23 protein-coding genes are annotated in these 21,023 nt (G+C 48.9%); 5 read left to right on the top strand and 18 right to left on the bottom strand.

Annotation, left to right across the window (positions count from 1 at the left end; genetic code table 11):
* Positions 1-14 precede the first annotated feature (14 nt).
* From AC2D8L_RS13915 to AC2D8L_RS13905, 3 genes are all read right to left on the bottom strand, one after another.
* A complete protein-coding gene (locus tag AC2D8L_RS13915; RefSeq protein WP_484686077.1) occupies positions 15-224 on the bottom strand; it encodes a PhnA domain-containing protein in 210 nt (69 codons plus the stop codon).
* Positions 225-290: 66 nt separating this feature from the next.
* Positions 291-794, bottom strand: a complete 504-nt coding sequence (locus AC2D8L_RS13910) for a CreA family protein (protein ID WP_484686076.1) — start codon at positions 792-794, stop codon at positions 291-293.
* 92 nt (positions 795-886) lie between these two features.
* Complete coding sequence (locus AC2D8L_RS13905; RefSeq protein ID WP_484686075.1) at positions 887-1,534, bottom strand: SH3 domain-containing protein; 648 nt, start codon at positions 1,532-1,534, stop codon at positions 887-889.
* A gap of 167 nt (positions 1,535-1,701) precedes the next feature.
* Between AC2D8L_RS13905 and AC2D8L_RS13900 the strand changes: the two genes are divergently transcribed.
* Positions 1,702-3,291: an L-aspartate oxidase gene (locus tag AC2D8L_RS13900; protein ID WP_484686074.1), complete on the top strand. Its 1,590-nt coding sequence runs from the start codon at positions 1,702-1,704 to the stop codon at positions 3,289-3,291.
* Between the two features lie 14 nt (positions 3,292-3,305).
* Here the strand turns inward: AC2D8L_RS13900 and AC2D8L_RS13895 are convergent, their stop codons facing one another.
* From AC2D8L_RS13895 to AC2D8L_RS13865, 7 genes are all read right to left on the bottom strand, one after another.
* Positions 3,306-4,142, bottom strand: coding sequence for a TerC family protein (locus tag AC2D8L_RS13895; RefSeq protein WP_484686073.1), 837 nt, complete (start codon positions 4,140-4,142; stop codon positions 3,306-3,308).
* 93 nt (positions 4,143-4,235) lie between these two features.
* A complete protein-coding gene (locus AC2D8L_RS13890) occupies positions 4,236-5,117 on the bottom strand; it encodes a c-type cytochrome (RefSeq protein ID WP_484686072.1) in 882 nt (293 codons plus the stop codon).
* A 55-nt stretch (positions 5,118-5,172) separates the two neighbouring features.
* Complete coding sequence (locus tag AC2D8L_RS13885) at positions 5,173-5,574, bottom strand: thioredoxin family protein (protein ID WP_484686071.1); 402 nt, start codon at positions 5,572-5,574, stop codon at positions 5,173-5,175.
* Between the two features lie 15 nt (positions 5,575-5,589).
* Complete coding sequence (locus AC2D8L_RS13880) at positions 5,590-6,306, bottom strand: cytochrome c biogenesis CcdA family protein (RefSeq protein ID WP_484686070.1); 717 nt, start codon at positions 6,304-6,306, stop codon at positions 5,590-5,592.
* 142 nt (positions 6,307-6,448) lie between these two features.
* The gene (locus AC2D8L_RS13875; RefSeq protein WP_484686069.1) at positions 6,449-7,822 is read right to left on the bottom strand and encodes a TRAP transporter large permease; all 1,374 of its coding nucleotides are present in this window, start codon (positions 7,820-7,822) and stop codon (positions 6,449-6,451) included.
* Positions 7,819-8,379: a TRAP transporter small permease subunit gene (locus AC2D8L_RS13870; protein WP_484686068.1), complete on the bottom strand. Its 561-nt coding sequence runs from the start codon at positions 8,377-8,379 to the stop codon at positions 7,819-7,821. The genes AC2D8L_RS13875 and AC2D8L_RS13870 overlap by 4 nt, the downstream gene beginning before the upstream one ends.
* Positions 8,380-8,469: 90 nt before the next feature.
* A complete protein-coding gene (locus tag AC2D8L_RS13865) occupies positions 8,470-9,570 on the bottom strand; it encodes a TRAP transporter substrate-binding protein (RefSeq protein WP_484686067.1) in 1,101 nt (366 codons plus the stop codon).
* Between the two features lie 257 nt (positions 9,571-9,827).
* Here AC2D8L_RS13865 and AC2D8L_RS13860 point away from each other — a divergent pair, with 257 nt between their 5' ends.
* The gene (locus AC2D8L_RS13860; RefSeq protein ID WP_484686066.1) at positions 9,828-11,216 is read left to right on the top strand and encodes a cache domain-containing protein; all 1,389 of its coding nucleotides are present in this window, start codon (positions 9,828-9,830) and stop codon (positions 11,214-11,216) included.
* Positions 11,213-11,848, top strand: a complete 636-nt coding sequence (gene mctR, locus AC2D8L_RS13855; protein WP_484686065.1) for a two-component system response regulator MctR — start codon at positions 11,213-11,215, stop codon at positions 11,846-11,848. The genes AC2D8L_RS13860 and mctR overlap by 4 nt, the downstream gene beginning before the upstream one ends.
* Before the next feature lies 1 nt (position 11,849).
* Here mctR and AC2D8L_RS13850 read toward each other — a convergent pair whose 3' ends face one another.
* The 6 genes from AC2D8L_RS13850 to hppD all read right to left on the bottom strand — a co-directional run bounded on the left by AC2D8L_RS13850 (position 11,850) and on the right by hppD (position 17,790).
* Positions 11,850-13,841, bottom strand: coding sequence for a putative bifunctional diguanylate cyclase/phosphodiesterase (locus tag AC2D8L_RS13850; RefSeq protein ID WP_484686064.1), 1,992 nt, complete (start codon positions 13,839-13,841; stop codon positions 11,850-11,852).
* A 92-nt stretch (positions 13,842-13,933) separates the two neighbouring features.
* Positions 13,934-14,623 carry an aquaporin gene (locus AC2D8L_RS13845; RefSeq protein WP_484686063.1) on the bottom strand — a complete coding sequence of 230 codons (690 nt, stop codon included), beginning with the start codon at positions 14,621-14,623 and terminating at the stop codon, positions 13,934-13,936.
* Between the two features lie 103 nt (positions 14,624-14,726).
* Positions 14,727-15,503, bottom strand: coding sequence for an anti-sigma factor family protein (locus AC2D8L_RS13840; protein WP_484686062.1), 777 nt, complete (start codon positions 15,501-15,503; stop codon positions 14,727-14,729).
* A complete protein-coding gene (locus tag AC2D8L_RS13835) occupies positions 15,500-15,997 on the bottom strand; it encodes a sigma-70 family RNA polymerase sigma factor (RefSeq protein WP_484686061.1) in 498 nt (165 codons plus the stop codon). The genes AC2D8L_RS13840 and AC2D8L_RS13835 overlap by 4 nt, the downstream gene beginning before the upstream one ends.
* Positions 15,998-16,115: 118 nt before the next feature.
* Entirely contained in the window at positions 16,116-16,511 is a 396-nt protein-coding gene (locus tag AC2D8L_RS13830) for a COG4315 family predicted lipoprotein (RefSeq protein WP_484686060.1), read from the bottom strand.
* 166 nt (positions 16,512-16,677) lie between these two features.
* Positions 16,678-17,790 (bottom strand): 4-hydroxyphenylpyruvate dioxygenase, encoded by a 1,113-nt coding sequence (gene hppD, locus AC2D8L_RS13825; RefSeq protein WP_484686059.1) that lies wholly within the window; start codon positions 17,788-17,790, stop codon positions 16,678-16,680.
* Positions 17,791-17,918: 128 nt separating this feature from the next.
* On the opposite strand from hppD, the gene AC2D8L_RS13820 reads away from it, so the two are divergent.
* A complete protein-coding gene (locus tag AC2D8L_RS13820) occupies positions 17,919-18,380 on the top strand; it encodes an Lrp/AsnC family transcriptional regulator (protein ID WP_484686058.1) in 462 nt (153 codons plus the stop codon).
* Here AC2D8L_RS13820 and AC2D8L_RS13815 read toward each other — a convergent pair.
* Positions 18,363-19,181, bottom strand: coding sequence for an SDR family NAD(P)-dependent oxidoreductase (locus tag AC2D8L_RS13815; protein WP_484686057.1), 819 nt, complete (start codon positions 19,179-19,181; stop codon positions 18,363-18,365). The genes AC2D8L_RS13820 and AC2D8L_RS13815 overlap by 18 nt on opposite strands.
* Before the next feature lie 52 nt (positions 19,182-19,233).
* Entirely contained in the window at positions 19,234-19,638 is a 405-nt protein-coding gene (locus AC2D8L_RS13810) for a MarR family winged helix-turn-helix transcriptional regulator (RefSeq protein ID WP_484686056.1), read from the bottom strand.
* A 186-nt stretch (positions 19,639-19,824) separates the two neighbouring features.
* Between AC2D8L_RS13810 and AC2D8L_RS13805 the strand changes: the two genes are divergently transcribed.
* Positions 19,825-20,205: a DUF4189 domain-containing protein gene (locus AC2D8L_RS13805; protein WP_484686055.1), complete on the top strand. Its 381-nt coding sequence runs from the start codon at positions 19,825-19,827 to the stop codon at positions 20,203-20,205.
* Positions 20,206-21,023: the final 818 nt, after the last annotated feature.

Here is a 21,023-nt window from a genome sequence, read left to right as displayed (position 1 = left end):
CTGAAAACCATAGATTAAGATTTCTTCAAAAACTCGGTTTTGAGCACAATGGTCGCCTTACCAATCCGGCATTCAACTTCGGTGTCTTTGTTGGTTGTGCGAATATTTTTGATCGCGGTACCGCGCTTCAGCGTTTTGGACATGCCTTTGACCTTGAGGTCTTTGTTGACCTGAACATTGTCGCCATCTTCAAGTTCTGCGCCATTGCAATCACGTACACTCATCAAAAAACCTCGCTCAAAATGTTGAGCGAGGCATAAACCACTTATCCAATATTGTCGCGCAAATTCCTATTCAGGACGACCATTGGGCCAATATTTGTCGCTCCAAGATACATCCGCACTATAAAGCGGCACGGTCGAGATCGACATTTTGGCGGACCCTTCAGATACTTCACGGGTGTGCGACAGATAAATCAACGTATCGTTTTGCTTGTCATAAATGCGTTTAACAACAAGCTTCTTCCAAAGGAACGAACGGCCTTCTTTAAAGACTTCCTCGCCATCTTTATCCAATTCGATATCGCCGACAATTACAGGACCGGTCACACGACAAGCGATGGATGAATTTGAAGGGTCTTCAAACCAATTGCCCTTTGAAAGCCGATCGAAAAATCCCCGATCAAAATACGCAAGGTGGCAGGTGACCCCTTCAATTTCATGATCATGCACGGCTTCAACCAATATGTCGTTGCCGACCCAATCGACACCGATTTTGCCCACTTCTTCAGCATGTGCTGGCAATACAAATATGGATGCGCATGTTAGAGCGATGGCGGCGAGAATCTTTTTCATCTTTCAAACCCAATTTGGTTTCATTGCCTTTAAATTGGGATGTGACGGTTTGAATTACAAGCCGTCAACCAAATTGAATTTTGCCAATGAAATTAGTTTAGGTCGGCTGGGCATTCTTCATAAAGGCCAACAATGTGCAGCGCGTTGGAACACATAATGCCGCCCCACTGATAGCCGACCAGCCCTTCGCTATATTCAATTTTGAACCATTCATATCCGTTCATCATGACGTTCGAACGCTCACTTAGAACAACAGGCTCGCCATAGGGCAGGCTATCAATCCTGTCATAGTCCATACCCGGCCCCGACCGCACAATGCCGCCGAGCGAATAATTGCCCATCAGCGAAACAACACCGTCATTCGAACCCGCGTTCGCCATTGTGTCATTTGCCTTATCGACATTGCTGACCGTGCAATTTTTCGGCGCATCGTCATCCTTAAACAACATCAGCTGCTCGGGGCCTTTGCCTTGCACCATCCAATGATGGGGTCCTAAAATAACATCTGCGCCAAACCCAGAAGCGACCGGTGTGGGTGCCATCTCAATTTGCTCATTTTCAAGCATCAAAACTGCATTTTTATTCATGTCGTGCGGCACAAGCACCTGCACATAAGGCGTACCCTCGTCGCAAACATAAAGCGTTCCCGCGGGCAACGCCTCGCTCATTGCGAACGCCGTCCCAGAAAACGCGAAAACACTCACCCAACCGCCAATTGCGGCTCCCAACACTTTGATCATAGTTCCCTCATCTCCGTTAAATCCCTCACAAGCCAGTATGGTAGCACTTTCATTGATCTAGCAATATATGTATCTTTCACTCCAGCAAAACGAATCTGCCAATAATTGGACAAGCAAAGCGCGCCTACGGCCTGCCAACATCCCTAAATTGCGATTGAGAAATATCTATGACCATTTATGACAATGTGTTGAATGCAGAAGGCGCGCTGATTGTCGGTGCTGGTCTTGCGGGGTTGTTCTGCGCACTCAAATTGGCACCGCGTCCGGTCACCGTATTGTCGCCCAAACCTTTGGGTCTTGGCGCTTCTTCAACATGGGCACAGGGCGGCGTTGCCGCGGCAGTTGGCAAAGGCGATAGCGCCGAAGCGCATGCCCGAGACACTGATATTGCCGGCGCGGGCATTGTTGACTTTGAAGTCGCCCAATCTGTTGCCGCAGAGGCGGCAGAACGTATCGACGATTTGGCCAAGTGGGGCACGCCCTTTGATCGCGCTGAGGATGGTAGTTTTGTGCTGTCCAAAGAAGCCGCCCACTCTGTAAATCGCGTGGTTCGGGTTTCAGGTGACCGCGCTGGCCGTGAAATTATGGCCGCCCTAATCGAAGAAGTGCGCAACACCCCATCTATTCGAATTGTCGAAGGCATTACCGCTGTAGACTTGGCCCGTTCAAATGGGCGCGTAATTGGTGTCTATGCCCGTAAACTTGGCGATCGCTATGCAGAGCCAGTGCTTATCCGCGCGCGCGCAACTGTGTTGGCTGCTGGCGGGCTTGGTGGCCTTTATGCGGTTACAACCAACCCGCCTGGCGTTCGTGGCCACGCGATGGGCATGGCGGCCCGTGCGGGCGCGCAAATCGCCGATAGCGAATTCGTTCAATTTCACCCAACCGCCATGGCCGTTGGGCAAGACCCTGCCCCGTTAGCAACCGAAGCGCTGCGCGGTGAAGGCGCCATTTTGCTAAATGATTTGGGCGAGCGCTTTATGCTGGATGTGCATGAAGATGCAGAGCTGGCCCCGCGCGACGTGGTCGCACGCGCCAATTTCAGGCAAATACAAGCTGGGCGCAAAATCTTTTTGGACACCAGAAAAGTCCTGGGCGAGCGCATTTTAACGGCTTTTCCAACGGTCGCAAATTACTGCAAAGAAGCTGGCATCGACCCGGTTGCCGATATGATACCCGTCACCCCGGCCACACACTTCCATATGGGTGGCGTCAAGGTTGATGAGCGCGGGCGTTCTTCGTTGGCTGGTCTATGGGTTTGCGGCGAAGCCTCCTGCACCGGGCTGCATGGGGCCAACCGTTTGGCGTCCAACTCCTTGCTCGAAGCTGTGGTGTTTGGCGCACGTATTGCTGAAGATATTTCAGGTCTGGAGCCAATCAACACGAGCATGGCGCCTTATCTCGGCATTGAATGGGATGAAGCTGAGGGCGAAGAAGCAGAACGGGTCCTTCGCAATCTCGACGCCGTGCAAAAACTGCGGCACGTTATGACCAATCATGTTGGTGTGGAACGCAATGAGGCTGGGCTTAAACAAGCTTTGCGCGAAATCAAGGTTCTGGAAGAAACAGCCAAAGACGTTACGCGGTCATTCCTCAACATGACCACATCTGCAACTCTAGTGGCTGCAGCAGCGCTGACACGCACGGAAAGTCGTGGTGGGCATTTCAGAACAGATTACCCAGAAAAAGACCCAGCATTTAAAGATCATACAACGATGACCTTAACCGACGCGCTTAAAATTCGCGCGTCGGCTTAACTTTGATTTTCAAGTTAGGCGTGGTCTTCAGCCGCGCCTTCTTTCTTGATCACATCGCGGATGAGACCTTCACGATGCTCGCGCTCAAGCATGAGCTTCTTTTGATATCGGCTTTGCACCACATCTACCGCGACCATGACAAACAGGACGAAGTAGAATGTTGATTTTGCCATTGGCAAAACAGGGAAGCTGAACAATTTCAGATGCGCAAGGTGCCCGCCTTCGCTGAGCAGCAAAATACCCACCAGCAGCAAAATGAACAGACCAAGCACCTGATACATACGATTGCGTTGCAAAAACTCAGACACATAATCGCTCAACACAATCATCATGATGCCGGACAGCACAATCGCCACCGCCATCACCCAGAATTGATCAGTCAACGCGATTGAAGACAGAACGCTGTCAAACGAGAACACCAAGTTCATCGCCACCAGCCAAAAAATCGTCATGCCAACGCTTCGCTTGCGCTTATTGTCGTTGGCGTCGTGCAAATCATGCACCGAGATCATATGAAAAATCTCTTGAATGGCTGTGTAAATAATGAACCCGCCGCCGACTAAAACGATAAAGGCATGCACGTTCATTTCAGTCTCAATGAAACCGGTCCAATTCAAAATAAGGAATGGATCCTGAAAAAATTCGATCAACTGCAGCAACAAGAACAGCAATACAATCCGGAAGACAATCGCAAGGCCAATGCCCATGCGACGCACATATTGTTGTTTGCTTTTTTCGACCCGTTGAGACTCAAGTGAAATGTATAAAAGATTGTCAAAACCAAGAACGGCCAGCAATCCAAACAACATTAAAAGCGTAAACCAATTCTCAAGTGAGAGAAGACTTTCCATTTATCTTTCCGCCTATCTAATTCAATTTGAAGAACTAATGCAGATATCCACGTGCAAACTCAACCCCATAAAAAAGGGATGGCGCCAACTCTATCAATCTTCATCAAGCAAATAGGCCGCAAGAGCTGCCAAATCTTCGGGCGTCCAATGGTTTAAACTCTCATTGATTACTTCACCCATGGCCCCGCCCAACGTATCAAAGTCCGGGTCAAACCCACCAGTTAAAGCACCAACAAGCGTTTCAGCATCATACCCGCGTTCATTAAGCGTTGCTGGGTCGATCGCCGGGAAAAATGGTTTTGATCCACTTGGTGTGCCCTTGAAATGTTGATCTGTTTGCGCTGCGCCAAAAATATTTCTTGGCGTATGGCATGCGCCACAATGCGCTGGGCCAGTTGCTAAATATGCGCCGCGGTTCCAAAGTCCGGATTTAGATGGGTCTGGGGTAAACCGTTCCGGTTGAAAAAATAGGCGTTTCCAACCCTGCATTGAAAGCCGGATGTTAAACGGAAAGGCGATGGAGTGATCTGCTGCCTTTTCGGATACCGGTTCGCTCGCCATCAAAGCCGCGTACAAGTCCACCATGTCCTGATCTGACATTCTTGTATAACTATCGAATGGGAAGGATGGATAAAGGTGCTTACCACCCGGCGAAACGCCGTTGCTCATGGCGTTGGAGAATTCTTCTACGCTCCAACTGCCGATGCCTGCGAGCGTGTCTGAGGTGATGTTAGGCGGAACAAAATCACCGAATGGCGTCTTAAGCGGTAATCCACCAGCCAAATACGCCCCCCCACCTTCAATATCTGTGTGACAGGCAACGCAGCCACCTGTGCGCATCACATATTTGCCGCGCACGACATCACCGGTGAGATTGAAATTTCGTGCAGGTCCATTTATCGGCCACAGGAAATAACCTGCGACCCCAATGCCAATAACGGCCAATGCGATTAGAAACAAAAACCGACGCTGCATGATAATCTCCCCTTTGAGTTGATTATTCACGCGGCGGCGTTGGTGTCAAATTTGCTTAAAGGCCTTTATCAAGCAGAGCTTGGATTTTTGACTTGCTCGTTTGCGCAACAACCCGGCCAAGTTCTTGACCTCCATTAAAGATCACAAGCGTTGAACGTCGGGGAATTTTGTTGGCTTTGATCACATCACGCGATGCCGCTTCATCCCAATCCACGCGAATGATTTGAATGCTGCGATATTTTGCATCCTCGGATTGCAATTGACCAATCACGCTATCTTGCGCCCGGCAGGTACTACACCAAGCAGCATAGAAGTCGAGCAGATAAGGTTTTCCACTTTGCTCAGCCTTTGCCAAAACAGAGGGAGAATAGTCCACATGGTCGGCGGCAATCGCACCACCAATGGTAGAAAACAAAAGTGCCAAAACAACCGAACATTTAATCAAAATCTGTCGCATCACGACCTCCTAACTTTACAAACTTACAGACAAATTGACCAACCAAAGCGGCAAATTGTCCAATGCCCAAATCTCGATAACTCGATCAAGATGAAACCAAATCGCCAAGCCAACCAACAATAAAGCGGTGCCCAAAATAGGTTTGGCATATTGGGAAATTGAATTGAGTACATCCCGGCGCTGACCGATTAACTCACGAGACCCATAGCTTAGCGCCAACACAATTGTCGCAGCCCCCATGGAGAACACAGCCATAATAGCCAGCGCATAAAAATAGCTTTCGCCTTGGCTTGCCAACCCAATCGCACCACCCAAAGTTGGCCCGATACAGGGTGACCACGCGACACCCAGCAGCACACCAGTGATGGCTTGCCCGGTTAAATTGCTATCATCCAATTGATTGATTGTCTTGTTGCCACCAGCCGCCAAGCCACCGGTCACTTTTGAGAACTGCCGTTCAAATTGCGGCACAACCAAAATCACCCCAAACGCAATCATAATGCCAGCGCCAAACCGCGAAATAGCATCTTGATCCAAACCTACGGATTGCGCGACGGTATAGACGAGAAAGCCAACAACAGTGAATGATACGGCAAGGCCGAGCGCCATCGCAACGGGCCCGAGCCGGTTTTTGGAAACGGACCCCGCCAGCACAATAGGCAACAGTGGCAGCACGCAAGGATTGATCAGCGTCAGCAAACCCGCCAAATAGGCAAACACAAAGTCCAGCACTGCAATCCTCTTTCAATTCGATATATGTTTTCTTACAACATCAAATCCATAGGTGCTGCTAACCATTGGTCACAAGCGTGTGAACAAAAAAGACTGCCCGGAAGTTCCGCGCAGCCTCAAAATCAAATCAATTGTACTTTCGTTAGAAAAGCGTTCTTGGCAACCAAGTCACGATGTTTGGGAACGTCCAAAGCAAAGCCAATGCAATCAATTGGATGAGAATAAACGGCATCACCCCTGCATAAAGGTCGCTGGTCTTGAAATCGGCGGGGGCGACCCCGCGCAAATAGAACAGCGCAAACCCAAAGGGCGGCGTTAAGAAACTTGTTTGCAAGTTAATCGCAATCATAACCCCAAGCCATAATGGATCATATCCAAGGGCAATCAAAATGGGTCCAACGATCGGGACAACCACATAAATGATCTCGATGAAGTCTAGGAAAAACCCTAGAAAGAACATCAATACCATAACGAGCAGAAGCGCCGTAAATGCACCACCTGGCAAATTGCGCAAGAATTCAGCAATAACATCGTCGCCGCCAAAGCCTTTAAAGACTGTTGAAAACAGACCCGCACCGATGATGATCAAAAAGACCATCGACGAAACCTTCACCGTTTCCAAGCCGACTTCTTTAAACAGCTTGAAGTTAAATTTCTTCGCGCGCCACGCCAATACAGCAGCGCCGGCTGCACCCACGGCAGCAGATTCCGTTGGCGTTGCAATGCCTGCAAGGATTGAACCAAGCACCAAGATGATCAAAATAAGTGGCGGTGCTACTGCTTGAATGAGTGTGCCGACACTTGGTGCGGTTACACTTTCATCCTTCATCGATGGCACGTCGTTTGGTCGGACGATTGTAAGGATGAATATCCAAAGCAAATAAAGTCCGACAAGCATTAAACCGGGAAATAGCGCGCCTGCGAACAAGTCAATTGCGGTTACCGGTTCGGGTGCCAAATTGCCAGTAAGCGCTGCCGCTTCTTCGTTCACCCCCTGCAAAATACTAGCCAGCAAAACCAGAACGATTGACGGCGGGATGATCTGCCCCAAAGTGCCAGATGCGCAAATGATGCCGCCAGCAACTTTTGGGTTATATCCGGCCTTAAGCATCACCGGCAAACTCATCAGACCCATGGTCACAACAGTTGCACCAACAATGCCTGTTGAAGCGGCAAGCAGTGCGCCAACAATGATAACGGAATATCCCAAACCACCGCGAACCTTGCCAAACAATTGGCCCATTGATTCAAGCAATTGGCCAGCAATATCTGATCGCTGCAAAATAACGCCCATATAGACAAATAGCGGCACCGCGACCAATGGCTCATTTTTCATCAATGAGAAAATCCGCGTCGGCGAAAGATTCAAAAATGCGAAATGGAACAAGTCGAGTTGATCGCCAATAAAGGCGAATATGATGGCCGTTCCAGCAAGCGACAACGCCACAGGAAAACCAAGGAGCAACACAAAAATTGTTACCCCAAACATTACAAAAGCTAAAATTTCTGGTGTCATGTTAACGGCTCATCTTCATCTTCAACCAAACGAACACGTTCGCCGGTAATGATTGTGTCTAACGATCTTAGCGCCATGGACAAAACCTGCAGGCTCAAGAGAATGGCCAACGCCGGAATTGCACCTTTCAAGACGTAAAGTGCAGGCAATCCACCCGCTTCTGGTGATGTCTCAAGTCGAGAAAATGATCTATAAAAGAAGTCCATCCCGCGGCCATAAATCAACCACAAAACCGGTGCGGCCAAAAAGATTGAACCGAAAAAATTCACGAATGCTTTGTAGCGATCCGATGCACCCGAATAGATCAAATCAATCCGTACATGCCCATCATGCAAAAGCGTGTACCCAGCGCCCAACATGAAAACAAATGCGTGCATCCAGATGTAGGTTTCCTGCATCCACACGTCGCCATATGAAAAAACATATCGCAAAACAACAACTAAAAAGACATTTATAACCAGCAGCAGCGCCAGCCAAGACAACACTTGGCCAACCATCTCATTGATCCGATCAATGAACCCAGCCACAAATCTGATGCCACTTATCAGCCCAGACATTGCACTCCCCCCAAAGGATATTTTCCCCACTATAGGGTATAATAAAGGCGGGGCCAAACGACCCCGCCAATAGGTTTCAACCGTTACAAATTAGACGGTTTTGAAGTTCGCAGAAGTTCGCGCATTCATGAATTTACCTTCAGAAATGCCTGACCATTGCACCATGCCTTCACGCCACTCAACGATTGAGTTGTAAAGTTTTGTTGCTTCTGGTGACTTCTTCGCCAATTCAGCCGTAACTTCTGGTGTACGCTCGCCAATAGCTTGCAGCAACTCGTCAGAATATGGCTTCAACTGAACGCCATGCTCATTCACAAGTTTTTTCAATGACGCATTGTTCACCGCTTGGAAGCGAGACAGAATGCCCAAGTTTGTAGCCATTGCAGCTTGCTCAATCGCAGAACGTTGAGTGTCGCTAAGGCCATCCCAAGCCGCTTTATCAAAGAATGAGTCAAGAACAGTAGCTGGCTCGTGCCAACCAGGGTAATAATAGTTCTTCACAACTTTAAAGAAGCCAGCACCCAGATCAGCCGCAGGGCCGATCCACTCTGTGCCATCAATTGCGCCAGATGTTAGCGCCGGAAGCACATCAGAACCTGGTAGCAAAACAACGTTCACGCCAAATGTTTTCAGCACTTCGCCGCCAAGACCCGGCATACGGAACTTAAGGCCGTCCAAATCACCAACATTGTTGATGTCTTTTGCGTACCAGCCACCCATTTGGTTGCCAGTATTGCCCATTGGCAAGAACTTTAGACCAAGTGGATTATAGCTGGTTTCGTCAGCCATCTCGATGCCGCCGCCATAGTAGAACCAAGCATTTTGCTCTTGTGCGTTCAAACCGTATGGCAATGCCGCAACGAATGAAATCGCGTCAGACTTACCGCCCCAATAATATGGTGCACCAAAGCCCATTTGCGCGGTGCCAGACTGCACAGCATCCAAAGCCTCAAGACCCCCAACTAGTTCGCCAGAGTGATACATCTTGATCTCAAGAGTGCCCTCTGTGAGCGTATTGACTGTCTTGCCGAAATTCTCAAGCGCCGCGCCCAACAAGCCAGCTTTACCGAAAGCCGAAACACCGACCCACTGCTGACGACCCTGCGACAGTGCTGGTGAAGCCAATGTTGCAGCACCTGCCACACCGGCGACACTTGCACCTGCCTTTTTGAAAAATTCACGTCTTTTCATTCGTTCCTCCCAAATCATCCAATTTTGTTGCTGCGGTATTTGACCCGCGCAAAGGTAAACAAGGCCCAGCCACATTCCGCGTGCACCTTGATGCTTAGTGCAATCCTATTTTGTGCAACTTTCAAGCAGAAACGGCTCCTATTACGGATTTCTGGGTAGATGAATTCGCCAAGATCAGGAAATTACCCACAAATACGGAGATCGCCGCGCCAAAAAGTGCTAAATTGGTACCCAACTGTTCTTGAGAAGAATGCAAAATGACCTTTCGGCAACAAATTCTAGCGCTCACAACGATCCCGCTTTTGCTGGCTATTCTTGCCATTACGACTTTGGTGACATGGCAGTCCAGCCAATTGTCAAAAGAAGGCATTCAAACGTTTGAGCAATCTATGCTCAACGCCAAACAGGTCGAGCTTCAAAACTATATTGAAATGGCGCTAACCGCGATTAACCCTGTATATTTGAATGCCGGCGCCAATGATGAAATTGCCAAGGAACAAGTCAAACTTATTCTAAAGAGACTGAGCTTTGGTGAGGACGGATACTTTTATGTCTATCACTATGATGGCACAAATGTTGTCCATCCTCGGCAGCCCTTCCGTGTTGGTAAAAATTGGGCAGATCATCCAGATGTTGCAGCGCTGCTAGATTATGCGCGCAACGGCGGCGGCTACCACCGCTATGTTTGGGAAAAACCCTCATCCAACGAAAGTTCTGATAAGCTGGGCTATGCTGTTGGGCTTGAAAAATGGCAATGGATGATCGGCACAGGCGCCTATATTGATGATATTTTGGCTCAAACCGAAGCTGCCAACCAGTCCCTAAGCAATACCGTCAATCAAACATTTTGGCTGGTGGCCCTCATTACCGTACCTGCCGTTTTCGCAGTGTTTGGCACTGGCATTATCATGAACTTGCGCGAGCGCCGGCTGGCCGACAGCAAACTCAAAGAACTAACCCAACGTATCGTTGATACCCAGGAAGAAGAACGCTCCCGGATCGCCCGCGAACTACATGACGGTATTAGCCAAAATATGGTTGGTGTTCGGTATGTGCTCGACCTCGCAGAACGACAGGTAAGGGAAGGCAAAAGCACGGCCCTAGAAACCATTGAACGTGGCGCGGGAGCACTCAATACCGCCATTAAGGAAGTGCGCCGCATTTCCCATGATTTACGCCCCGGACAGTTGGATGATTTGGGGCTCAGTGCTGCATTGGAATCGCTGATAAGCAATTTTGAAGAGCGCACCGATACTGTCGTTGATTTTGAAAGTGTCGCCTTTAAAAACGTCCTTCCGTTCGACGCCAAAACCGCCATCTATCGCATCGCCCAAGAAGCCCTGAGCAACATCGAGCGGCATTCAGGCGCGGGCCACGTAAAACTAACGCTAAGAAGCAACAATGCCGGGCTGGAAATGAAAATCATCGACGATGGTCGAGGATTTGTCCCGCACTTAAACCCAAGAGACAAAACCGTCGGGCCATCCGGCGGTCTTGGATTGCGCAATATGCAAGAGCGGATGGAACATTTTGGCGGCAACCTTGATGTAATAAGCACGCCAAAGGGCACGCGGCTCGTTGCACGTTTGCCCCGTTCCATCTATCTCACCACCACGAAAGAAAACTCGGAGATGCAAGACGCATGACCACCCCAATTAAAGTGATGCTGATTGACGACCATCCGCTGGTGCTAGAAGGCATTCGTTCGGTTTTAGAAACCTATGACCATATTGAAGTTGTCGGTGCACAATCGTCAGCCAAAACCGGATTGGAAATGGCCCGAAAAACATTACCTGATGTCGTTCTGATGGATATCAATATGCCAGATATGAATGGTATCGACGCGATCGAACTGTTCAAAGATCAGCTTCCAAACACCAAACTGCTCATGCTTTCAATGCACGATAGTCGCGAATATATTTCGACCTCCACCATGTATGGTGCATCGGGCTATGTGCTTAAAGACGTCTCAACGTCAGAAATTGTTACCGCGATTGAAAAAGTTGCCGCCGGCGGCACCTATTTTTCAACTGGGGTTTCTCAAGTCTTGATGGGCGAAGATGCAACGCAAGGTGTCAGTTCTCTCCTCACGACCCGCGAACAAGCGGTATTATTGTTGGTCGCCGAAGGGCTCGCCAACAAAGATGTTGCGGTGAAGCTGGATATCTCCATCCGCACGGTTGAAACCCACCGCAAAAACATCAAGAAGAAGCTCGGCATTTCAACAACGGCAGGACTAACCAGATACGTCATTGCCAACGGGTTGTCCGGGGTTTAGCTCACGCTGGCTTTTGCAATTTCTGCTGCGCGAATTCGTCAATGACCTTCAACGGAGATCCCGTTGGCCGGCCAAAATGGTAGCCCTGCAAAATATCACATCCCGCCAATTGTAATGCCTGTACGTGCGCTTTTGTTTCCACGCCTTCGGCGACGACTTTGAGCTGGAGTGATTTAGATAGACCAATAACACAATGGACCACAGCGTCGTCAGCTTCGCCAAGCATAAAATTGGTGATGAACGAACGGTCAATTTTCAATTTGGTCAACGGCATGCGGGTCAGATAACTGAGTGAAGAATAACCCGTACCAAAATCATCCATTGCTATGCCAACACCTAGTTGACGTAGCTCGTTTAGCGTTTCGCTGACCTTTATTGTGTCCAAGATCAATACGCTCTCAGTAATCTCAAGTTCCAAACGATGCGGTTCAAGCCCGCTTTTTTCGAGTGCTTGGCGCACACAATCAACGATCTGAGCATCTCGCAACTGAACAGGGGACAGATTGACCGCAATGGTTAGATCCCCGCTCCAACACACAGCTTCAAAACATGCGGCCTCTAGTGCCCATGCCCCAAGTGGGTGAATTAACCCACTTTGCTCCGCAATAGTGATGAACTCTTCTGGGGAGATGGGCCCCAACTCTGCATGTGTCCATCGGGCCAAAGCCTCAAATCCCATTAGTTCGCCGGTTTGAGCTGTGACTTGAGGTTGGAAATATAATTGCAATTCACCTTCAGCTATTGCCGCGCGCAAATCGCGTTCCAGCCGCGTTTTGTGCTTCTGGTCTTTTTCCAATGTTGGTGAAAACTCGACCCAGTCGCCCCGCCCGTTTTCTTTGGCAGCGCCAAGCGCCAACTGACTTCGCTTGAGCAAATGCTCGCCATCCGAGGCATGAAATGGAAAAGCCGCGATCCCCATTGAAATGCTTGATATAATATTGTTCTGCTCAACCAAAAATGGAACATCCATCGTGCTGATTAAATTGGCACACAAATGGTCGAGACGCCCGCGGGTAAACTGGTCGCGCAAAATGATGACAAATTCATCCCCCGACAGACGATAAACACGATCTTCAGCACCAACCTGTTCAACGAGCCGCTCACCGATCTGCTTTAACACGGCGTCGCCTGCATTATGTCCGTAGAGATCGTTAATCTGCTTAAACTTGTCCACGTCGACGCTCAACAAGCCAAGTTCCCGCCCCTGCGCAGAGGCGGCTTTTATCATTTGTGGTAAATCCAAATGGAAGCGACGACGGTTAGGAAAACCGGTCAAAGGATCAAAAAATGCAAGCTGGACAGCTTCCTTTTCCGCCAACCGCCGTTGACGACCCCAATAGAACAGCGTTGCCATAACGATCAGTGCCAACAATGCCAATATTATTGCGGTAACAAAGCTGGTGAACTGAACACCCCGCTCCATAATGCCCTCGATTTGATGGCGATCCACCTCAATACTGACAACCCCTCGTGATGCGCCGAACTTGGTCATCGGAATAATGACAATTAGTGACGAATGGCCGGCTAGAACATCATGATCATGGGTGAATACTATTGTTTTTGAATGCTGCATCGCCTCTTGAACGGCAGCGTCAAAATCCACATTTTCGCGCGATCTAAGCCGAGGTTTTCCGCCTGCAATAAACACCTCGCCGAAATTGGTAAAAACCACATAGCCATTTATTTGCCCAAAATGATCTAGCGATTGAAACTCCACCGGTCGAAACAAATCCACTTCGCCAGATTGAGTATTATTCCGCTGCAAAATCGACGCGGCAACCGTATCAGCAACGCTCACTTCAAACGGGATAGGTTCGCCGGGCAGGTCAAATTGCGCTTCTAATGACACCAGCCACTCGCGCGCAAGTAGCCTTGCATCAAGTGACGACAAATTTTGAACAATGGATGGTGCAAGAAATGCAGAGGCAAATACCAACATCAAAAATGCCGATAAAATCAGTACAAATGAACCCAGAAAGCCGAACCGACTCATAAAACCCCGCAAAAATTCATTGATGGGCACTAGATCATCTGATTGTTACAATTGTGTAACTGAGAATTTAACCTTGTCATGTTAAGATGTTGTTATTTAACGATTTTATTTGATACCACCTGCTTAGTCGGAAAAGCAAGAAACTTAAACGTCAACCACCCAATAACCGCGCCGATGAGCTGAAAGGCAATGAATGGCAATACAGACATAGGCGCGATGCCAGCAAAACTATCTGAAACAGATCGGGCAATTGTGACAGCCGGATTAGCAAATGAAGTACTTGCCGTGAACCAATAGGCGGCGGTGATGTATAGACCGACGCTTGCGGCTACCGCATCTTCTTTAAACTTCACGGCCAAAAGGATCACCAGAACAAGTCCAAACGTTGCAACAAATTCGGAAAACCATTGCCCTTGCCCAAACCGGGCCTTTAGCGAAATCTGTACCAATTGCTCGTCAAACATCATGTGGGCGCACCACACACCGACGAGCCCGCCAACAATTTGTACAGCAATATATGCCAGCGCCTCAACGCGCTTTAGCGCACCGCTCAACATCATCACCAAACTAACCGCTGGGTTGAAGTGTGCCCCAGAGACCGGCCCAAATATGGTGATCAGGACAAATAGAATTGCCCCTGTTGGAATGGTATTTCCAAGCAACGCAATCGCAATGTTTCCACCTGCCAACCGCTCGGCCATGATGCTGGAACCGACCACTGTCGCCAGAAGAAACGCAGTGCCCAAGAACTCTGCCAGTATAGTTTGAGAACGGTTATACATATCACACCCAAAACACGTAATTTGGGATGCTCTAATGCGCCTTGATGACAGTTCTATGACAAAGAGACAAAGCTAAGTTCTATGGACGGATCAGAGGCAAGGCCTAGACGTTTCTGCCGCTATAAGCCATGCCAAGGCGGCCAGCCATTTCCTCAGCAATGTTCTTTAACTCGTCATCTGGCAGATCACCGGTGATAGAGAAAGCGACCTTTTGATTAAGCCAAACACACGTCGTTTTATCTTCTGAATGAAAAAACCAGTAGCCCAATTCGTCGAGCTCTTGTTCGTGTGCCTGCACATAAACAGATACCCGCGTTGCGTCGGCGCTTTCATAGGTCATCAACGCCGCCGGTGCGCCACCTTGCCCGACCAACCTCGCCCCAACAAACGCCAAATTGTTGGCGCTCAAGTCGGGAATAGCCACATCTACGCCAACGCGTTTGCGCAACCAATTTGTCGCCTGCTCCGTATTGCCAGCATCGAATTCACCGGGTCGATTTTCATCTATTGCAAACACGTCATGTGCTTCATTGGCCCAAGCCGCCACTTGCAGTTGAAATTTGTCTTTTGGCACAAACGGCAGCTGAGAAAGCGAAAGCCCGCCCCCAAACCCGATGGCCAACAAAATGCACGCGGCAAGCGCGTATCTTGTTAGCTGCTGCCAACGTTGATTGTCATTCTGGGCCTTTGGTGGCGCAGGGTCGAACGAATCTACACCCAAATCAAATGCATCCCGAAGGGCCGCATCATTTTGTTGCCATTCTTCAACCCGCTGCTTTGCTTCAGGGTTTTCAGCCAAATAGGCTTCAACTTGTTTTCGCGCACCGTCTGGCAATTCCCCATCAACATAGGCAACCAACATATCGTCAGAAATGTTCATTTCACTTCACCTTTTTGTTGACGCTCACCATTCATAATCGCTCGAAGATGGTCCCTAGCCCTGCCAAGCCGCGACATGATTGTACCCTTTTGTACATTCAAAATTTCCGCCGCTTCAGCATAACTAAGCCCTTCAACGGCCACCAACATCAATATCTCTTGATGTTCTTTGGACAGCAATTGCATTGCCGTGCGGACATCTGTCAGCTCAGCCGCGCTTTCTTGGCGCGGCGCTTCGGCAATATTTTCAAGTTCGTCAACATCTGCCGTAGGGCGAACCTTCACAACCTGATTGCGATGGACATTATGCATGATTTTAAACAACCACGCGCGCGGATTGCTGGGTTTGCGAAACAGCGATTTTTTGCGGATCGCTCGTTCAAGACAATCTTGAACCAAATCGTCTGCCCGCTCCGGCGCACCAGTAAGAGTCCGCGCAAATCTCTGCAGCGCAGGAATGTGAACCACAAACTGATCTTCCAGCCGAAAATTCAAACTTTGATCTCCGATGCCTTGCTTAAACAAGCCTTGCTTAAACAAGCCTCGCTAAAACATGCCCCGCCATAAATTGGCGAGGCATCTATTACCAACATATCATAAAGGATGCTGACAATTAATACATTGATGGTTTCGCGACGTGCCAAACGCCACCAACGCCGTCACCGCTAACGTCACCTGGCTCGCTATCGCCGACCCACAAATAAAGCGGCTGACCTTTATAGGCCCAAACTTTGGTGCCATCAGTTCGCGCAACAACTGAGTAGTCGCCTTCATGCTCATCTTCATCAGCAAATAAAGGCGGCCAGTTTTGAGCGCACTGATCATAGCAGTTTGAAACACCATCGCTGTCTTTATCGAACGTATAAAGCGTCATGTTGTTTTTGTCGGCCAACACTTCGCCAAGCTCGGTTTTGTATTTTTGCACTGGAATGTGACCTGCAGCGATTGCGGCGCCACCAATGCTTGCGACCAAAAGAGCGGCTACTGAAATTTTTGAAATTACTGACATAATTGTCTCCCGTTATTCTTGCTTCGATACTTAGACAACAAAATTCAGCGGGGTTTATTCCCAAGAAAGTCAAAAAAATTGAAATACTCAAAAATAAGGGCACCTTTGGAAAACCAAAGATGCCCTATTAGCCGTTCAAAATGGGAGGCATTTTGTTCTGCTATTTTTACTCGGCTGCGTCTGTTCCAACGATGCCGCGTTCCACTTGCTCACGTTCGATCGATTCAAACAGCGCACGGAAATTGCCTTCGCCAAATCCTTCATCGCCTTTGCGTTGAATAAACTCAAAGAAGATCGGACCGATGACCGTTTTAGAAAAGATTTGCAACAAAATTTTCGTCATGCCGCCATTGATGACACCTTCGCCGTCAATCAAAATGCCGTGCTTCATCATACGATCAAGCGGCTCGTCATGGCCGTTAACTCGGTCATGTGACATTTCATAATAAGTCTTTGGTGGACCCGGCATGAACTTGAGTTCGTTCTCTGCCAATTTGTCGGTGCTGTCATAAATATGATCGCATCCAACTGCGATGTGCTGAATGCCTTCGCCCTTATACTTGCGCAAATACTCTTCAATTTGGCTGGTATCGTCTTTCGACTCGTTCAACGGAATACGGATTTTACCACATGGCGAAGTGATCGCACGGCTAACCAACCCTGTATACTTGCCATCAATATCGAAGAAGTGAATTTGTTCGAAATTGAACAGATCGCGATAAAAGTGCCACCATTTGTCCATGTTGCCACGGAAAACATTGTGGGTCAGGTGATCAAGATAATAGAAGCCAACGCCTTCGGGGCTTGGATTAACTTCTCCGACCCACTCAAAGTCCGCATCATAGGCGGAACCTTTTTCACCATATGTATCAACGAAATATAGAAGTGAACCGCCGATGCCCAAAACCGCAGGCGCATCGATGCATTTACCGTCGCCAGTATACGGCTCTGCGCCATTTTTCACCGCGTGATCAAATGCATGCTGCGCATCCACAACACGCCAAGCCATTGAAGGTGCACAAGGCCCATGAAGGCCAACAAAACGACCGCCAAAGCTGTCTTTTTCGCCGTTTAGGATGTAGTTGACGTCGCCTTGACGCCACAAAGAAATATTCTTGGTTTTATGTCTAGCAACCGCGACATAACCCATCTTTGTGAATAGCTCTGCAAGCTTTTCTGGCTCGTCATGCGCAAACTCAACAAATTCAAACCCATCAGTGCCTGCTGGATTTTTTTCCGTAATTGTTGCCACCGGTGCGTCGTGAGGAAATGGACCCATTTCAAACTCTCCCTATCATTGTATGAGAAGAAGTATCGCGCAAAAAACATGCAAGAGGCTTGCAAAATTTCACTTAAACAGAAATTATATGCACGATACATGCAGTTTTAAGGCAATCTATACACACCATGAGCACTCTTGATCAATTCGACCGCGCAGTCCTCGCGCTACTGCAGAACGACGCGCGACTAACCAACAACGAATTATCCGAGAAAGTGAACCTTTCCGCCTCCCAATGTTCAAGGCGTCGATCACGTTTGGAAGATGATGGGTTAATCGCGGGCTATCACGCCAAGCTCAACCGGGAAAAAGTCGGACTTGGCATTGTCACCATCATCAATGTGACCCTCGCCACCCACAATCCAAACAATTCAAAACGCTTCGCCGCCCTCATTTCAAACTTGCCCGAAGTGCAGGAAGCCCATGCCCTAACTGGCGAGATGGACTATTTCATCAAGGTGGTGGCCAAAGACCTTAACGGGCTGCGCGAATTCGTCAATGATGTGCTGTTGCCCCACGAGTCCGTGCAGAACGTGAAAACCTCTATTGTTTTGGAAACATTGAAGGACACATCAAGCTTGCCGCTTTAATGGCACATCATCAACCAACTTGAACGACACCAATTCGCGGGCGTGCTGCAATAATTCCAGCTGCGCATCCGTTGGGTTTGCTCGGCTATCGGCCGTAGCCCCCTCTGTTGACTGCCCCGCACCGTAAAGTTTCTTAGCTACTTTCTTCGGCGTTGCGAATAGAAATGAAAATGCGCGCATAATTCCCGGCACTGCTTTGTTTTTAGCCATCTCGGTTTTGGTTGGCGGCAGGTCCACAACTTTGAACGCTATGCCTGTTCGCTCTGCCTCCAGAGCCATAAACAGGTCGGCCAATGTCTGTTTTGATTGCGCATATGCGGCCATTCCAGACTTTTCATCAACATTCATGACATGTTGAATTTCCGTCTTCTTGACCATTCGCCGCGCACCAGAACCTGAAGCAACAACACGTGCTTGACCTCGCCTAAGGCTAGGCTCAAGCAACGCGATGAAAATTAGGTTTGCTAACGCATTTACCTGCAAATTCATGTCGTGTCCTTGCGGCGAACGCTGAAACGTTGTGCCAATCCAACCGGCGTTGAAATAGGCCTGATGGATTTCCTTATGCTGCGCAGCTATGGCAATCGCTGTGCTTTTTACCTGCTCTTCGTCTGCCAAGTCGCAGACCCAACTTTGAATGCGAATATCGGGAAACTTGGTTTGAAGGTGGACCTTTTGTATTTCTGTTTTCACATGATCTCTGTTCACCAAGAACAGTTCAAAACCATCTGCGGCCAATAGATTGACCAGTTCGTTGCCAATGCCTGAATAGGACCCGGTAATCATTGCTGTTTGGTGCATTGTTATTTCTCCTTCATGGATTTATAATCCATGGAATATATTTTGATAAATTTTAGCTATTTAGCTTTTGTAAAATCACAGCCAACTGCGCGCGCTGGTCTGATGAAAGGGTGTTCAAAACTTCGAATTCTTTGGTCATGATCTCTCGACCAGCCCCCATCGCCTTCATGCCCTGCTCGGTCAGATGAATATGGACAACCCGCTGATCATCACGATCACGTTGTTTTTCAATCAAGCCTTTTTCCATGAGCTTGTTCAGCAAGCGCGAGACATTTGAATTTGGATCAATCATTTGGCTGCGAATGTAACTGACTTGCGCTCGATTTTTGTGGCTAGCCCGCAAAACAGAAAGCACTTTGAGCTGTTGCAAGCTTAAATCGTGCACGCCAAGTTTCGCATCAACTTGCCCTTGAAGTTGTGTCGCCGTCCGCAAAAATTTTAAAGCAAGCTCTTCCAAGCATTTTCTCCAAACTCAATTAACATCCATGTATTTAGTATCCATGGATGTTAATGTCAATAGACCTTGAACACGTTACTCTTCGCTTAAAGGCCGCTCCACCCATTGCCCAAAAGTGACGGACGGCTTGACTCACACCTTTCCTTTTGGAACCGTGCACATGACGGTTTTTTTGAGTGGAACATCATGAATTTGCGCAAATTGGGATACATTGTTGCCTTTGCTACAATGCTTATCACGGCCATGTCGGATGTTGCCCTTGCAGAATGTGCAAATGGTCGATGCTGGGGCGCAGTTGGCGTTGGTGCAAACGGCGCGTGGGGAGCAGCATATGACCTTCCCAGCCAAAATGCCGCGGCAAACAGCGTGCAAAGCCGATGCGGTGGAAATTGCACAACCATCAAAACCTTCTACAATGCTTGCGGGGCCATTGCACAAGGCGACAATGGCGGCTGGGGCTGGGCATGGCACGTCGATAACGAAGAAGCACAAAGCAGCGCAATCGCATATTGCGTACCCAATGATCGCAACTGCCGGGTCGCCGTTTGGGCATGCACCTCACGATAAATCAAATGTCAACGTCCGTTGGTTTCCATATCAAGTGCTGACGAACGCCATACCGTGGCCTCGGCCTAAGCGTCATGCCCAGAGTTGAACTGGAACTGGGCTAAAAAGTAACACCAACTTCTCCGTCACGGTTTCCCGTGCGAAGCGAAGCAAATTGCGACAGCGCGAGACAAAGAATGGCTCAGAAATTGCGCTTAAAAAAATAGAGACAATCATCGTCTCGCGCTCAACCAAACGCTGCATGGTCAACAAATTGCCCCGAGGTGCTTAACCCTTTTATCCCCTAAGCTACATCATGACCCATTGATCGGTCATCAGGAGGTTTTCCGTCGCCGATTGAAGTCCAACACCTGCACTGAGCAAGTCAAGGACAAAGACGGACGAGTCACTGGCGAGGACCCTGGCGGATTTTTCCGCCGCTCCTCGCAGGTGCAGCAATTCAAGTAGGACGGTTTTAGTCCGTCACGCTGAATTGCGATGCGCACCGTGAGCAAAAAAACTCCTTGAACAGCTTCAACATGCTGCTCGATGGTTTATGCCTGCCTTCGGTGTCAGACTGGACAAGTTGTCACCAAGCGAAAAGCAAACGTCTTGCCCTCCATTTGGCTCAACTTTCTTTATGAAGGTGTTTTCGTGCCTCGCTTGCTCGGTGCATATGTGTTGCACCAATCGGCGGGGATGCCGAGGTAGCAGGCAAAGCCTGCAACGGCGGCACGCAAGAAGACCCATTTCACGACCCCAACAACGCGTCCGCTGTCCGCAAGGTCTTCAAGAAAGTTGGTGAGGATTATAAGGCGGGTCGAAAGGGCGGGGATTAT

This window comes from Maritalea sp. YIW29 (genome assembly GCF_057219265.1).
The sequence above is the reverse complement of the archived record's forward strand: the minus strand, read 5'-3'. Positions and strand labels throughout refer to the sequence as shown.